Origin of the sequence: Peristeroidobacter agariperforans, assembly GCF_004138335.1 — a bacterium.
Lineage (GTDB): Bacteria > Pseudomonadota > Gammaproteobacteria > Steroidobacterales > Steroidobacteraceae > Steroidobacter > Steroidobacter agariperforans.
The window spans coordinates 397,857-412,241 of the sequence record NZ_RYFW01000001.1 but is presented as its reverse complement, the minus strand read 5'-3'; the positions used below and the strand labels follow the sequence as shown (position 1 = coordinate 412,241).

Here is a 14,385-nt window from a genome sequence, read left to right as displayed (position 1 = left end):
ATCCTGACACGTTAGGTTTTATGCGCTAGTTGTTTGACGAGCTGTCCTTGCCGTCCCAGCCGCGCTTGCCGAAACCGCGGCCAGGGCCCCGGCCGTGCTCGCGCAGCGCTTCGAACTTCTTCAGCTGGGTCTCGTTCAGCACCGAGCTCAGCTTGGTTTGCAGCTCCTGTTTGGACTGCTCGCGCTTGGCTTTCATCTCATCGCGCGATGGGCGAGTACCCGCGGCGCGAGCGGCTTCGAAATCAGCGCGCATTTGTTCGTGCTGTTCCTTCAGGATCTTCTCGACTTCGGTCTTCTGATACGCATCCAGGTCGAGCAGCAACGCCAGGCGGTCCATGTCTGGACCCGGCGCAACCCGTGCGGGCGGGGTGGTGGTGGCCGTCGTGGTATCGGCGGCAAAGGCCACGCCGCTGGCAAGCCAGGCAAGCGCAAGCAGGGTGACTTTGGTTTTCATCACAATCTCTCCGTTGGGTGAAGGTGTGTCCTTGCGGTCGAGACCTGAGAACACGCTTGCAGAATAGGCACTCGCGGACGCCGGTGCGGTAATCAATTGTTACCAACTGCATCGTCTGAAATCACTGTTAATTCAGTGACTTGTAGCTTCTCGCGGTAGTACCAGCCGGGCTTCCAGCCCGCCGTTCTGACGATTGTGGAGAGACAGTGAACCTCCATGGGCCTGCGCGATGTCCCGCGCGATGCTCAAGCCGAGGCCGGTGCCGCCGGTGTCGCGGTTACGGGAGTGCTCGAGGCGGAAGAACGGCTCAAATACTTTTTCCAGCATGTCCTCGGGGATTCCCGGGCCTTCGTCCAAGACGCGCACGATCAATTGCAGGCCGTCGTCGATCTGGATCGTGGCGCTGACGCCGTGGCGGATCGCATTCTGAACCAGGTTGCCGAGGCAGCGTTTCAGTGCGAGAGGTTTCGCAACGTAAGGAGCTCGAGCCGAGCCGCTGATGCTCACTTCACCGCCCATCTCGGCGTGCTGTCGTTGCAGCTCCAGCGCGAGCGCGTTGATGTCGACGGGCACAGCCGTTTCATCATCGTTCAGGCCACGGAATACGCCGAGCGCGCCGCGAATCATGCTCGACATCTCATCCAGGTCTTCAACCAGGCGCTGACGCAGTTGATCGTCGTCGACCGATTCGACTCGCAATCGCAATCGGGTCAGCGGCGTGCGCAGATCGTGCGACATCGCCGCCAGCACTTGAGTGCGGCTGTCGAGATAGCGTCGCAAACGTTCCTGCATGGAGTTGAATGCCCGCGTCGCGCGACGAATTTCTCGCCCGCCGGTTTCTTTCAATGGCGTACCCGTCGCGCCGCGACCCACTGCGTCGGCGGCGCGTGCGAGATCGCCCAACGGACGCGTGATGGTACGGGTCATTGCATAGAGGACGACGCCCAAGGCGATCGCGAGGAGACCCAGCTCCAAGAAGATCTGCTTTGGCAGGCGCGGGCCGGAGCGGGGCGCGAACGTGCGAAAGACGGCCTTGTCGCCGTCTGGGAATGTCACTGTGACATCGAATACCCGGTCGCGCCGGATCAATCCCGGCGGAGGAGCGCCATCGGGCGGCGGCAGATCCCGACGCAAGACGTGCAGAGGAATGACTTCGGAGCGCCGTGCCCGCGGCGGCCCTGTTGCAACCTTGTACTCCGAGCCGAGATGGCGTTGCAGATGAGCGGCGAACGCGCGCTCCAATGCAGCTCGTTCTTCGTCTTGAATGCGGGGTGGCGGCGGCCGAACGTCGTCCGGTGTGAGGCGTTGCTCGCGCAGTTTGAGGCGCGCATCGTCACGCTGTTCCCGCGACAATCCCGCAAGATACTGGCTCGTTTCGGCGATGGTATTCGCCGAGCTGCCGGCGCCGCTGTCGAGCAGCGCCAGCTCGCGACGCTCGCGCACGATCAACAGAATAAACACCAGCAGCATGGCGCCGATCACGCCCACGGTTGCGACGAACAGGCGTCCGAACAACGTGTCCGGCAGCAAGCGGCGGTCCATTATTCCTGCTCGACGGGCACGCCCATCACATAGCCTTCGCCGTAAATCGTCTTGATAATTTTCGGGGAGCGCGCGTCGTCGCGCAGGACCTGGCGCAATCGGCTGATGCGAACATCGACGCTGCGGTCGAAGGGATCGATGTCACGACCGCGCAGTAGCTCCATCAACTGCGAGCGCGACAACACTCGGGTCGGATGCGCCAGCAGGATGGAGAGCAGGCGAAACTCAGCGCCGCTGAGCGCATGTTGGGAGCCGTCGGCGTGGGTGAGCGAGCGGGCGGTGACATTGAGCTGCCAATCGCCGAAGCGATAGATGTTCACGGCGGTCTGTGCCGGATCGCGCGGCATATGTGCGGTCCGCCGCAGGATCGCTTTGATTCTTCCCACCAGCTCGCGCGGGCTGAATGGCTTGGACAGATAGTCGTCGGCGCCGACTTCCAACCCGACGACCCGGTCGATCTCTTCGCCCAGTGCAGTCAGCATGAGGATCGGAATCTGCGAGTGAGCGCGCAGCTCGCGCGTGAGTTTCAGGCCGTCTTCGCCGGGCAGCATCAGATCGAGCACGATCAAGTCGACATGCGATTGTTCGAGCGCGCGTCGCATGGCTTTGCCATCGGCGACCGCGGTGGCGCGATAACCGTTCTTCTGCAGGTAATCGCCCAGCAGCGTGCGAATTTCGCGATCGTCGTCGACGATCAGGATGTGGCGAGAGTCGGTCATGGGATCACGTCAGGGGCCCGTTCGCATCATGACCAATGACGGCGAAGCGTGCCCGCTGACATTGTAACCAAGTGTTGCCGCCGCGCGAGCAGCAACACTGAGTAACGATTCCTAGGCGTGGCCGACGTTACGCAGCTCGTTGTCGTCGACCGGATCGGGGCGCGCTGCGTCGACCGTTTTGCCGTCGTAGGGCATGACGCGATCGCGACCGGCGTCTTTGGCTCGATACAGCGCCGCGTCCGCGTGCGCCAGCAGCTGACGCAGCTCGTAGCCGGACTGTTCGGTCGATGTGACACCGAAGCTGCCGGACACCAGGCAACGCTCGCCGTCGTATTGGGGCTCGATGGCGTTCAGCGCGATTCGCAGGCGCTCGGCGCGTTGTATCGCGTCCTCCAGGCCGCAGCCCGGCAGCACGATGCCAAACTCTTCGCCGCCGACGCGTCCGAAAATGTCACTGACCCGCAGATGACCCTGGCAGGCGAGGACAGCCTGGCGCAGAACATGATCGCCCGCGGCGTGGCCGAAGCGATCGTTGATGGATTTGAAATGATCCAGGTCGCACAGGACGACGCTGGCCTGCTGTTGCGATTTGCGCGCCGCTTCGAGCACGGCTTCGGCAAGTTGAATGAAGCGCGGACGGTTGGCGATCCCGGTCAGGCTGTCCACCTGTGACAGTTTCATGAAATGCAGCTGTGAGCGCTTGGTCCGATAGGCCCACAGTGCGATGAACACCAGCACCAGCAGCAACAGCGCGATGTACAGGCGGCTGGTCTCGGCAGCCTTGCCGTCCAGCTCGCGCTGGAGCTGCAGCAGTTTGTTCTCCTGGTTGAGCGCTTCCAGCTGCGATTTGGTGGACAGGGTGTTCGATTTGACGCGCTCGTAGGCCAGCTGGCGAGCGGTTACGTCATCGAGATAAGCCTTGTCGGCGGCGGCGGATTTCTTCAGGTAGGCGATGGCGCTGCTGATGTCGCCTTGTTTCTCGGTCTCTTCGTAGAGCACGCGGTAGGCGCCGACCAGCGGCAGGGTAAATTGATTCTTCACGCTGTGCTCGGCGGCGCGCAACGCCATGCGCTGAGCGTTCACCCCGGCGCCGCGCCGCTGATAAGCCTGCGCCATCAACGATTCCCACTCCGAGATGCCGCGTGGATAGCGCGTTTGCTCCACCTCGCTATAGTACCGCTCGAGCAGGTTGATGGCCTCGTCGACGCGATTCTCGCGTAAAAACAAACGAGCTTGGGTGGAGCGGATGCCGTTCGCGGCCATCGATTCACCCTGCCGCAGGCAGGCGTCGATGGCGGCGGGCAGGGCGGGATCGTCGGCCGTGATCCGCTTGGTCTTGCACAGGGCATCGAGGCGGATCTGCTCGCCTCGGCAGATGCCACGGCCACGGGCGTTCTCTTCGGCAACCCGTTCGGCGTAGTGAATGCCCAGGTCGTATTCGCCGACCAGGACGTAGAGATCGGCCGCGACCGACATGCCCTGCAGCCGGGCGTCCTTGTCGGTGACCTCGGGCAGTTTGTTCAACAGTTTGTTGAGTTGCAGGAACGCCCCTTCGTAGCGCGTCGCCAGCATTTGCACGTTCGTGGCGGTCACGCTGGCGCGGAACTGGATCGTCGGGTCGCTCGCCTTGTCGGCCAGCGACTCCAGCATGGGAATCGCGGCTGCGTACTCGCCGGCGTATGCCAGACGCCAGCCCTGCAGATATTGGAGATGCTCGCGTTGCTGGCCGGAGAGATTGTCGAGCTGGGCGTGCAGTTGATCGATCAGCCGGGTGAACTCGGCGGGGTCGACGGTTTTGACCGCGTCAGCCCGTTGCAACATGGCGGCGAAGTCCTCGCCGTCCGCCGCCAGCAACGGCCCGCCAGCGAACAGGCACAGGCAGGCGATTCCGCCCAGCAGCCAGTGCCGGACGGAATCGTTGCGAATAGGTGCTTGCTCAGCTGGCGCGGGCGACACGGCGCTCGCCACCGTCTTTGGGCTGCTGCTCTTCGGGCTCTTCGTCTTGCGGCGCGTGGACCATACAGCAGACGTTCTTGCTGGCGCCCATCAGCTCCTCGAGCTGACCCGGGCGCTGCTGCACGATGGCTGCCTGCACGGCCGGCTCGAAGCCCGCCTGCGCCAGCTCCTGCGCCAGTTGCTCGCCGGTCAGCGACTGCAGCCGCGAGCTACGACCAATTCTTTCCAACAGATCCACGACATTCGACACGATGCGCTCCTCCTATCCCCCAAATTGTTGTTGAACGACGTGCTGCCTCGTGCAGCTTGGGTTGTGACAAGCCTAGGACAATCGCGGCCGGCCGGCTCTCGAACGCTCCACAGAAAAAATTAACGGCGCCGGCAGGCCACGAGGCCCCGACTTAACAGAATGAATTATGCCTGTTTCCAAGCCAACAGACGGTACAAGAATGGCCGGAAGCCGACGGCGAGGGGCGAGTCGGGATTCGCCGGGCGTGCCTAGCGCACGTTGCGGAAGGTGGATGGCGGCGACCATGAGTCACGACGCACCGACCAGGCATTTCCTTGCCCATCGTCTTGGTCATTCCTTTGACAAGCTCCGTCCGCCGCAGCGGCACTGCCGCGGCGTGCAAAGCCTACGCTAAGCACACCCCGCTGCACAGCTACATGGTCCACGGCGAACTCCACCCACAGCTCATCCACCGGCAGATGTGCGAACACTTGCTGGATGAGCCCGATAAAAGCTTCCTTGGCATAACCTTTGGCGCGCGCCGACTCGATGAACATCACACCGGCCTGAACGCTGCGGTTCACGGCGTCGAAGTTCTGCAGGCTGCAGATGCCTACATCGCTGTGCGACGACTTCTCCTGCACGGTTAGGAACAGCCGTTCGATGGGCCGGCGCTGCATGCCGTCGAGCGCGATTCGAAAGCTCTTGGCGGCGCGCTCGGGGGCGAGGGGCGCGCCAATGAAGCGCATGGTCTCCGCGTCCGTATACAGATGTTCATAGAGCGCCGCGTCGGCAGCGGCCAATGGGCGCATGCGCAGCCGTTCCGTCTCGACTGGAAACACGTGCACCGGTGCTCAGCCTTGGGGCGTCAGTTCGCGATCGAGCGCGGACAGGCGCTCACGGATGTGATGATCGGGTTGCAGCGGTTGCGCCGGTGGAACCACCAGCGTGAAGTGCATGTCCGCCTCGGCAGTGGGCAGCTGGGCCAGCGGCACGCGAATGATCTTGGGGCGAAAGGTGGGCAGCGTCGCTGCTCGATACAAGATCACTTCATGATCGAGCGGATAGTCGCGGCTCAACACATCGACCAGCACCTGCCGGTAAGCGGCGCCGGTGGCAAAGCGTGCGAACGACTGGTCGCCCGACAGCCCCACCTGCCACAGGATCAGGTAGGCGGCCGTGTCCAGGCGACGCCGGTTGAACATGAACTGGCTGGCTTCGTAGTGCTGGCAGCCATATTTGCCGGGATCGAAGCCCAGGTCGGCATACATACAATCCGCCGCCGAGACGCCCGGCTCCATGTGCGCTTCATAACCTTCGCTACGCGCGGTCTCGATGGCTTTGTGGGTGGGCCAGGCGAATACGCCGGGGTGGCCGTAGAAGGCGGCACAGACGCGTTTGCCTGCACGCACCTCGGTCAGCATGGTTTCCACCATTTCGCGGTAGGTCTGCATGCGTGACTTCCCCTCCTGATACAACGACTGCAGGCTGCGCACGTCGCGGTTCATTCGGGCCACCCACATTTCGACGATGCCGTCCGACAGCCCGGTGAACACCACATCGGCGTTGTGGATGTAATCGCGCGCCAACGGCGTGAGGTGCGCTCCCAGGGTCATCCCGATCCCGACGCACACCAAACTTCCCGCTGGTTTCATGTTGGCTCGCTTGTCTTGTTTATCGGGCGTCGGGCTGGACTTCCGGTCGTGCCGCATCGAAGGCCGGCAATGTTTCCAGATGCGTGCTGATAGCGACCAGCGTCGGGAACGGCGTGAGATCGCATTTGAAGCGGCGCGCGTTGTACATCTGCGGCGCCAGGCACACGTCGGCCAGCGTCAGGCTGTCGCCGAAGCAATAGCGGCGCGAGCTGGAATGTTTTGCGACCTGCTGCTCCAGTCCCCGGAAACCTTCGGCGACCCAGTGCAGATACCAGGTGTTCACGCCATCGTCGTTCTGGCCGAGATCCTGACGGACATAGTTCAGCACCCGCAGATTGTTCAAGGGATGAATGTCACAAGCAATCGCGAGCGCCATGGATCGGACCTGGGCGCGCGCCAGCGGGTCGGCGGGCAGCAGCGGTGGCTGCGGGTGCAGATCATTGAGATATTCAATGATGGCGAGCGATTGGGTGAGCACGCCGCCATCGACTTCGATGGCCGGGATGAGCCCTTGCGGATTGAGTGCGAGATAGTCGGCGGCGCGCTGCTCGTTCTTGAGCAGGGACTTCGAAACGTACTCGTACTGCAGGCCCTTCAAGTTCAGAGCAATGCGCACGCGAAACGCGGCCGAGCTGCGAAAATAGTTGTACAGCTTCATACCAACGTCACTTGCAGAGCTTCCAGCCCGTCGACGCCGCCTTCCAGCACGTCGTTCGACTTGATCGCCGCGACTCCGGCGGGCGTGCCGGTATAGATGAGATCGCCGGGCGCCAGCTCGAACAGCGTGGACAGCTCGGCAATGATTTCCGGCACGCTCCAGATCATGTCGGCGAGGGCGCCTTGCTGGCGCAACGCGCCGTTGACCTTGAGCCAGATCTTGCTGTCATCGAGCCGGGCGGCCGCAGCGGGCGTGATGGCGCTGATCGGCGCCGAGCGGTCGAAGCCCTTGGCGGTATCCCAGGGGCGGCCTTTGTCCTTTGCCTCCGCCTGCAGATCCCGCCGCGTCAGGTCGATGCCGACGGCGTAGCCGAATACATGGGAAGGCGCTTCGGAGATGCCGATGTTTGCACCGCCGGTGCCGATCGCGACCACCAGTTCGATTTCGTGGTGCAAGTCGGACGTGCGCGATGGAAACGGCAGCTGCGCGCCGTTGGCAACGATGGCGTCGGCGGGCTTGCTGAAAAAGAACGGTGCTTCGCGCTCGGGATCTTTGCCCATTTCACGCGCGTGCGCCGCGTAGTTGCGGCCGACGCAGTAGATTCGATGGACGGGAAAGCGCTCGGTGCGCCCGACGATGGCGACGGCGGGGGGCGCCGGCGGCGGGAAGACGAAGGACATAGGCTGGCAGCCGAAAAGTTTCGGGCCGCTAGGATACTCCGACGATCATTTGCTCCACCACCCAGCGCTTGAGCAAGCCCGCCGCCTGTACCGGCACGGCATCGGCGTCATGCCAGCCACACAGCGCGTCGCAGAGCATTTCGAAGGAGCCGCCGTCGCGCATGACTGCCAGTGCCGCGACCTCATCGGGGCCGAGCGAGCGGTACTGAGTTTTCAGTCCCTCGCGCCAGATCAGCCAGGACTGCGCTTCACTCAGCTCGACGCACTCGGGCGGCGAGTCATCTGCCGACAGCGCCTTGAATATCACCGGCGCATTGGTGCGCATCGCCAGCACCTGCACCGTCGGATGAAATTGAAACGTCAGAGTCGGCCATTGCTCGGGCGCGATCGCAGCCAAGGCATCGATGCCGACCGGTTCGGCATCGGCGCCGTCGAAGGCGGTCGCGACCGACCATTCCCATGTCGCCAGCTCGGCGAGCCACGGTTGGTCGGGGAACGACTTGCACAAAAGCCCCGGCATGCGATCGCCGAACCAGCGGATCGACGGATAGCGCGACGGGGACAGGTCGATGTATTCGCGCGCGAGTTCGGCGAATTGTTCTTTGCCCAGCAACGCTTGCAGGCGAGGCAGCGTGCTGGCGAGCGCTTCGGTCAAACGCAGCCGATACGCTTCGGAATAAATTGCCAGTCGCAAGGTCGCAGGGACCTCTGGCGAGCCCTCGACCGCAGTGACGATGCGCTCGTGGCCGTGCATGACGAGCCGTTGAAAGTCCCGCTGCAACTCAGCCAGCTCGGTCGTGTCGAGTTGGGCGCTCATGCCGCGGACTTCGCTCGTTGCGCCGACGTAGTGATATCGCGCGCGCGGTCCAGTTCCGCTAGCAGCACATCGAGCTCGGGAATGTTGTCGTCGCGCTCGATCATGGTCGAGAGCGCGCCGAAGCGCTCGACCGCCGCATGAAACAGGCGCCACACCGATTCGCAGACCGGCTCGTCGTGCGTGTCGATGAGATAGTTGCCCATGTTCCGATGGCCGGCGAGATGGAACTGTTGAACCCGCTCCGCTGGGATGCCTCGCAGGTAGGCCAGCGGATCGAAACCATGATTCACACTGCTCACGTACACGTTGTTCACGTCGAGCAGTAAGTGACAGTCGGCGCGCTCGGCGATCTCGCGCAGGAACTCCCATTCCGTCATGTCGCAGCGGGTGAAGCTCACATAGCTCGATACGTTTTCCAGCACCAGCCGACGGCCGAGCCGCTCCTGAACGGCCGCGATGCGCGACACGACATGTCTCAGCGCGGTTTCGGTAAAGGGCATCGGCATCAGATCGTGCAGGTTCACGCCATCGACGCCAGTCCAGCACAGATGATCCGAGACCCACGCCGGCTCGACTCGGTCCGCGAGCGCTTTCACCTCGCGCAGATACGTTTCATTCAGCGGGTCGGTGCTGCCGATGGACAGCGACACTCCGTGCAGCACGATCGGATAATCGGCGCGCAGCCGTTCCAGATAGTGCAGCGGCTTGCCGCCAGGGAGCAGGTAGTTCTCGGTCAGCGCTTCCAGCCAGCTGACGCTGCCCCGGCGCTCGCCGAGCAGTGCGTCGTAATGAGTGGGTCGGACGCCGAGCCCGAAGCCTAGTGAGGGATGAGGGGACGATTGGGACACTGAACACTCGTGGACTGATCAGGAAACGGCGCGGCCGCTGACGGAAGACCGCGCCGCCCTGACCCTATCAGACCGGGCCTGGAGCTGAATTATTTCTTCAGCTTGGCCTTGGCGGCGTCGCATTCAGCCTTGCTCAGCATCAGGAAGCCCTGACCTTTGCAGGCGTTCTTGCCGGCGCAGGCATTGGCCGCCGTGCCGCAGGCGCTGGTGCCTTTGCACGCGTTCACGCCTTCGCATTTCACCTTGGCTTCATCGGCCGCATTGGCAGCGGTCAGCGGCGCGCTGCTGAACATCACCGCGGCCGCGGTGGCCAGAGCGAGCGTGGAAAGTTTCTTGCCGTGGGTCATCGATGCCATTCCTCATGGAAAGTGCGCTTCGAAGGCGAAGCGCAGGAGTATACGCAGCCTGGAATGAATCGGATTCACACGGCCGGCTGCCACCAACCGGCAATAAAAAAGGGCGGGTGATGAACTCACCCGCCCCTCTTTTCCGCCACGCGGACTGGCTGTTAGCCGCCCTTGCGGATCTCCAGCGCGTCCTTGACGCTCTTGACGCCGTCGACGTCGCGGGCCAGCTGCAGTGCCCGGGTGCGGGCCTGATCTGTCTCCACGAAGCCGCTCAGCTGCACCGCGCCCTTGAAGGTCTCGACGTTGATCTGATGCGCTTTGGTCACCGGATCCTCGATGAGCTTGGCCTTCACCTTCGCAGTGACGACGCCGTCGTCGATTGCCTGGCCGGTCGATTGCTGCGTCGGGGTCGACGAGCAGGCGACCACGGTCGAGGCCATGATTGCGGCCAACAACAATGCCGCCGCGTTTTGCCGTGCCATATCCCTCGCTCCTGAACTACTGAAGTTCGAGTTGATGAACTCTATCCCTTAACCCGCGCCGTCGCGACGGGCTTCAGCTGCGCGCTTGGCATTTTCCAGGTCTGCATCGGCGCGGGCCTTGCAGTCTTCCTGGGCATTGTCTTGCAGCGCTTCGCACTTCTCGACAGCGATCTTATGCGTGGCTTCCGCGCGGGCTACCGCGACTTTGAAGTCACCCTGAGCAGCCGTCTCGCTCGCGTCACGGGCCTGATCGGCCACGTCGTCCGCGTCGTTGTCGGCCTGCGCCTCAGCCACGTCCTTCTGTGCATCTGCCATCGACTCCTGAGCATCGGCCTGAGCGTCAGTTACGTCTCTCTGGGCTTCGGCTTGCGCGTTGCTCACGTCGTGCTGAACATCGGCCGGCGACTCGGCCTTGTTGCAGCCCGCCAGCGCCAGTCCGGCGGCGGCGAGAATCAGATAGATATTGGTCTTCGTCATTGCAGTACCCTCGTCTGTGACCTGTACGGCCTGTTGACTAAGTAACCACTCGCTCGCCGACTGAATCCTCCTGCGGAACGGCCGGTTCCTATCGGTGTGCAACCCGCCAGGAAGCGTGTGGAATTCGCGTCGATAACGTGCCGATGTTATGCAAGGTTCCTCGTACAACTTGCACGCCCGCAACAGCGGACATTTCTACACGTGCACGCTTCGCGAGCGGCAATGTGAGCAAGGGCAGCGACGATGTACGTCGGCCACGGCTGACGAAGGAACCAAGAAATGTACACAGTCGTTGCTGAACACGGCCCCGGAGCTACCCATTCCGGAGCTCGTTCAGGAGGCCATGGGCGAAGCTCCTCACACCGTGCATTCAGCGAATGCAGCCTCGAACACACCCCCGGCAGCGTCGGGCGGTGTGCCGTTGCACGTGCGCATCGTGATCGTGATTTCGATCGCGCTGCTCATGGTCAACGCCACGTTGCTGATCATCAACGTCGGCGCGACCATCGATTCGCACGCTCAATACGCGCGCTCCTACGAGATCAAGCGTTCGCTCAGCACGTTTCAATCGGTGATCACGGCGGCCGAGTCCGGCCAGCGCGGTTATTTGCTCACCGGTCAGACCGGATATCTCGAGCCGTATTACGTGGCGATGCGCAGCTGGCGCAGCGAGCTGGAGCGGCTGCGCACTCTGACCGCTGACAACGCCTCGCGACAAAAAGAGATTGCCGACCTGGAGAGCTTCACCGCAGCAGCGATCAGTCGCTTGAAGGCGACGATCAGTCGCAGCCCGCAGCCTGGACCGAACGGCACCGCCGACGTGGCTGGCACCGAGCAGGCCACGGCCACCATGGATCGGGTGCGAGGCATCGTCGATCGGATGATGGCGGAGGAAGATGCCCGCATCGAAGCGCAGCGTCGCGAGGTATTGCGGGACTTGCTGGTTGCCGGCGGGCTGGCCCTGCTCACCACCGTCGTGACGGTCGCCGTGCTGATCGGCCTGAACAAGCTGCTGCGCAAATACGTGCGCGATCGTGAGAAGGCCGAAAACGCGATACTCCAGGCCAATCAGGCGCTGAACGAGCAAGTCGAGCAGCGCACGGCCGAGCTGACCGAGCTCTCGCAACATTTGATTCGCGTCTCCGAGGAGGAGAAGGCCAAGCTCGCGCGCGAGCTGCACGACACGCTGGGCAGCAATCTCACCGCAATCAACATGGACTTGAACTGGATTCAACGCCGCCTGCCCGAAGGCGCTCGCGAGGTGAAGGAACGGCTGCAGCGGGCCCTGAAGATGCTGGGCGAAACGGTCGAGCTGAAGCACGAGGTGATCGAAGGACTGCGGCCCAGTCACCTGGACAATCTGGGACTGGCGTTCGCCATGCGCTCGCATTGCCGCGAATTCACGCGTCGCACCGGCTTGCCTTGCGAGCTGGACGTGCAGGAGGACTTCGACGATCTCGATCCCGCCTGGTCCATCGCGTTCTATCGAATCGCGCAAGAGTCGTTGACCAACATCGCCAAGCACGCGCAGGCGAGCAAAGTGCGCGTCATCCTGGCTCGCGAAGACGGCGGAATCCGGCTGCGAATCATCGATGACGGCGTCGGCGTCGCGGAGGAGTCGCTGAGCAAGCCGAAGTCGCACGGCGTCGTCGGCATGCGCGAACGAATGCGTCAGATGGGAGGCCGCTTCCAGATCCGTAAACCGGAGGAAGGCGCCGGCACTGTCGTCGAGGCCTTCATTCCAGCCTCCAGTGCGGCGGCCCTGTCGGCATGAGAAGCGCTTTTGCCCTAAAGCAGTGCCGTTTCGGTGGCGGGGTCAATACGTAGGAAACGTCTGACGGTACGAACTTCACTTTGTGGGGAACTTTTCCTCGCCCTGACGCCGTTGTGATCCATCGGGCCACTAAGTGTAAAGCTGACCGTCAGGAGCGAGCGCATGGAGAATCACGTCGAGAGAGCAACCCACAACGATCATCGGGCCTATTCGGGCGATGACCAGGATTCGGGCGAGGAATCGACGGTGGGGGGCGAACGCAACCTAGCGCCGGCGCCTGTGGCGTTACGCATCCCGGTCGGCACCAATCTGGCCGACGTGGAGCGTTGGATGATCTTCGCAACGCTGCAGAAGTGCGGGGGAAACAAGACCCGCGCGGCGGCGTTGCTGGGGGTGAGTCTGAAGACTCTCTACAACCGCCTCAACGCATACCGTGCGCAGGGGGTGGCCATGGACTATGGCCTCAATGACGGTGGGAACGTGGCCATTACCACCCTGCAGGGGGGCGACCTCCGTGAAGCAATGACCGAGGTACCACAGCGATGTTGAATCCAACCGAACTAGGCTCTCGCGAGAATGAGGCCAGGGACGCGTTTCAGGCCACACATACGCCGATTCGCGTGTTGATCGTCGACGACCACGCCATCCTCCGCGCCGGTGTGCGCGAGATGCTGGCGGAAGAACAGGATCTGCAGGTCGTCGCCGAAGCGGGCTCCGCCGAGGACGCCCTTCAACAGCTGCGCAACGGCTTGCAAGTCGACGTCGTCGTGCTCGACATCACACTGCCGGGCCAGAGCGGCATCGATTTGCTGAAACAGTTGAAGCGCGATCAGCCGGAACTGGCGATCCTGGTGCTGAGCATGCACCCGGAGCGCAGCTTCGCGGTCCGCTTGATGCGTGCCGGCGCGAACGGCTATGTGCCGAAGATGATCGTGCCCGAAGAGTTGGTGAAGGCCGTGCGTGCGGTCGGCACCGGGCGCCGTTACATCACTCCGCTGGTGGCCGAGCTGCTGGCTTCGGAGTGCGCGGCGGACGAAGAAGGCCCGATGCACAACCGGCTGTCGGAACGCGAGCTGCAAGTGTTCACGCGCATCGCGCGTGGCGTTTCCCCGGCTGTAATGGCGAACGAGCTCGGCCTGAGCGTGAAGACTGTAAGCACGTATCGGGCGCGCATCCTCGAGAAGATGGGCATGCGCAGTAACGCCGAGATCGCGGCCTACGCGGTACGCAACCAGCTGGTGGAGTGAGCAGCGGGAGCCGCTGGAGACGGACGGGAATGCGCCGATGGGTGCTGGATCCGAACTGACGATCTACATCGTCGAGGATTCGCCGGCTGTTATGGAGCGCCTGGTGGAAGCCGTGGGCGACATTCCCAACGCCAAAGTGGTCGGCAGCGCCGATGCGGTTGCTGCCGCGCTCGAAGGCATGCGCGTCTCGCAGCCTCGCGTGCTCATTCTGGATATCCAGTTACGCGGCGGCAGCGGCTTTCAGGTACTGAAACAATTGCGCGCGAGCGCGAGCCGGCCCGAAGCAGTCATCGTAGTTACGAATCATCCATCCGATGATTACCGGATTGCGAGCCGTGAGTGCGGCGCGGACCATTTCTTCGACAAAGCTTCGGAGTTTCACAAAGTCAGGGAGGTGCTACTGCAGATCGACGCTGCCTGAGAAAATCCGTAATCGCCGAAACAAAACGCAGCTGAATCACGGAACATACTCAGGATCCTGCGCGTCTGGTCGTGCGTTC

At 62.9% G+C, this 14,385-nt stretch carries 18 protein-coding genes; 4 read left to right on the top strand and 14 right to left on the bottom strand.

Annotated elements, in window-relative coordinates; translation table 11 throughout:
- Positions 1 to 25: 25 nt before the first annotated feature.
- The 14 genes from EK373_RS01810 to EK373_RS01745 all read right to left on the bottom strand — a co-directional run bounded on the left by EK373_RS01810 (position 26) and on the right by EK373_RS01745 (position 10,864).
- Complete coding sequence (locus EK373_RS01810) at positions 26 to 454, bottom strand: hypothetical protein (protein ID WP_129641041.1); 429 nt, start codon at positions 452 to 454, stop codon at positions 26 to 28.
- 132 nt (positions 455 to 586) lie between these two features.
- The gene (locus EK373_RS01805) at positions 587 to 1,996 is read right to left on the bottom strand and encodes an ATP-binding protein (RefSeq protein ID WP_129641040.1); all 1,410 of its coding nucleotides are present in this window, start codon (positions 1,994 to 1,996) and stop codon (positions 587 to 589) included.
- Complete coding sequence (locus EK373_RS01800; RefSeq protein WP_129641039.1) at positions 1,996 to 2,715, bottom strand: response regulator; 720 nt, start codon at positions 2,713 to 2,715, stop codon at positions 1,996 to 1,998. Before EK373_RS01800 ends, EK373_RS01805 begins: the two co-directional genes overlap by 1 nt.
- 111 nt (positions 2,716 to 2,826) lie before the next feature.
- Entirely contained in the window at positions 2,827 to 4,671 is a 1,845-nt protein-coding gene (locus tag EK373_RS01795; RefSeq protein WP_129641038.1) for a sensor domain-containing diguanylate cyclase, read from the bottom strand.
- Complete coding sequence (locus tag EK373_RS01790) at positions 4,652 to 4,921, bottom strand: hypothetical protein (RefSeq protein WP_129641037.1); 270 nt, start codon at positions 4,919 to 4,921, stop codon at positions 4,652 to 4,654. Before EK373_RS01790 ends, EK373_RS01795 begins: the two co-directional genes overlap by 20 nt.
- Before the next feature lie 248 nt (positions 4,922 to 5,169).
- Entirely contained in the window at positions 5,170 to 5,712 is a 543-nt protein-coding gene (locus EK373_RS01785) for a GNAT family N-acetyltransferase (protein ID WP_129641036.1), read from the bottom strand.
- A 42-nt stretch (positions 5,713 to 5,754) separates the two neighbouring features.
- Positions 5,755 to 6,555, bottom strand: a complete 801-nt coding sequence (locus EK373_RS01780) for an SAM-dependent methyltransferase (protein WP_129641035.1) — start codon at positions 6,553 to 6,555, stop codon at positions 5,755 to 5,757.
- A 19-nt stretch (positions 6,556 to 6,574) separates the two neighbouring features.
- Positions 6,575 to 7,213, bottom strand: coding sequence for a maleylacetoacetate isomerase (gene maiA / locus EK373_RS01775; RefSeq protein ID WP_129641034.1), 639 nt, complete (start codon positions 7,211 to 7,213; stop codon positions 6,575 to 6,577).
- Positions 7,210 to 7,893: a fumarylacetoacetate hydrolase family protein gene (locus EK373_RS01770; RefSeq protein WP_129641033.1), complete on the bottom strand. Its 684-nt coding sequence runs from the start codon at positions 7,891 to 7,893 to the stop codon at positions 7,210 to 7,212. The genes maiA and EK373_RS01770 overlap by 4 nt, the downstream gene beginning before the upstream one ends.
- 28 nt (positions 7,894 to 7,921) lie before the next feature.
- Positions 7,922 to 8,710 carry an HvfC/BufC N-terminal domain-containing protein gene (locus tag EK373_RS01765; protein ID WP_129641032.1) on the bottom strand — a complete coding sequence of 263 codons (789 nt, stop codon included), beginning with the start codon at positions 8,708 to 8,710 and terminating at the stop codon, positions 7,922 to 7,924.
- On the bottom strand, positions 8,707 to 9,558 hold the full coding sequence (gene bufB / locus EK373_RS01760; protein ID WP_129641031.1) for an MNIO family bufferin maturase: 852 nt from the start codon (positions 9,556 to 9,558) through the stop codon (positions 8,707 to 8,709). Before bufB ends, EK373_RS01765 begins: the two co-directional genes overlap by 4 nt.
- 89 nt (positions 9,559 to 9,647) lie before the next feature.
- Positions 9,648 to 9,905: a BufA2 family periplasmic bufferin-type metallophore gene (gene bufA2 / locus EK373_RS01755; protein WP_129641030.1), complete on the bottom strand. Its 258-nt coding sequence runs from the start codon at positions 9,903 to 9,905 to the stop codon at positions 9,648 to 9,650.
- 161 nt (positions 9,906 to 10,066) lie between these two features.
- The gene (locus tag EK373_RS01750; RefSeq protein ID WP_129641029.1) at positions 10,067 to 10,387 is read right to left on the bottom strand and encodes a BON domain-containing protein; all 321 of its coding nucleotides are present in this window, start codon (positions 10,385 to 10,387) and stop codon (positions 10,067 to 10,069) included.
- Between the two features lie 48 nt (positions 10,388 to 10,435).
- On the bottom strand, positions 10,436 to 10,864 hold the full coding sequence (locus EK373_RS01745) for a hypothetical protein (RefSeq protein WP_129641028.1): 429 nt from the start codon (positions 10,862 to 10,864) through the stop codon (positions 10,436 to 10,438).
- A 148-nt stretch (positions 10,865 to 11,012) separates the two neighbouring features.
- Here EK373_RS01745 and EK373_RS01740 point away from each other — a divergent pair, with 148 nt between their 5' ends.
- The 4 genes from EK373_RS01740 to EK373_RS01725 all read left to right on the top strand — a co-directional run bounded on the left by EK373_RS01740 (position 11,013) and on the right by EK373_RS01725 (position 14,306).
- Positions 11,013 to 12,638 carry a CHASE3 domain-containing protein gene (locus EK373_RS01740; RefSeq protein ID WP_129641027.1) on the top strand — a complete coding sequence of 542 codons (1,626 nt, stop codon included), beginning with the start codon at positions 11,013 to 11,015 and terminating at the stop codon, positions 12,636 to 12,638.
- 162 nt (positions 12,639 to 12,800) lie between these two features.
- On the top strand, positions 12,801 to 13,187 hold the full coding sequence (locus tag EK373_RS01735; protein ID WP_129641026.1) for a helix-turn-helix domain-containing protein: 387 nt from the start codon (positions 12,801 to 12,803) through the stop codon (positions 13,185 to 13,187).
- A complete protein-coding gene (locus EK373_RS01730) occupies positions 13,181 to 13,885 on the top strand; it encodes a response regulator (protein WP_129641025.1) in 705 nt (234 codons plus the stop codon). Before EK373_RS01735 ends, EK373_RS01730 begins: the two co-directional genes overlap by 7 nt.
- Positions 13,886 to 13,922: 37 nt before the next feature.
- Entirely contained in the window at positions 13,923 to 14,306 is a 384-nt protein-coding gene (locus EK373_RS01725) for a LytR/AlgR family response regulator transcription factor (RefSeq protein ID WP_129641024.1), read from the top strand.
- The last annotated feature ends 79 nt before the right edge of the window (positions 14,307 to 14,385 follow it).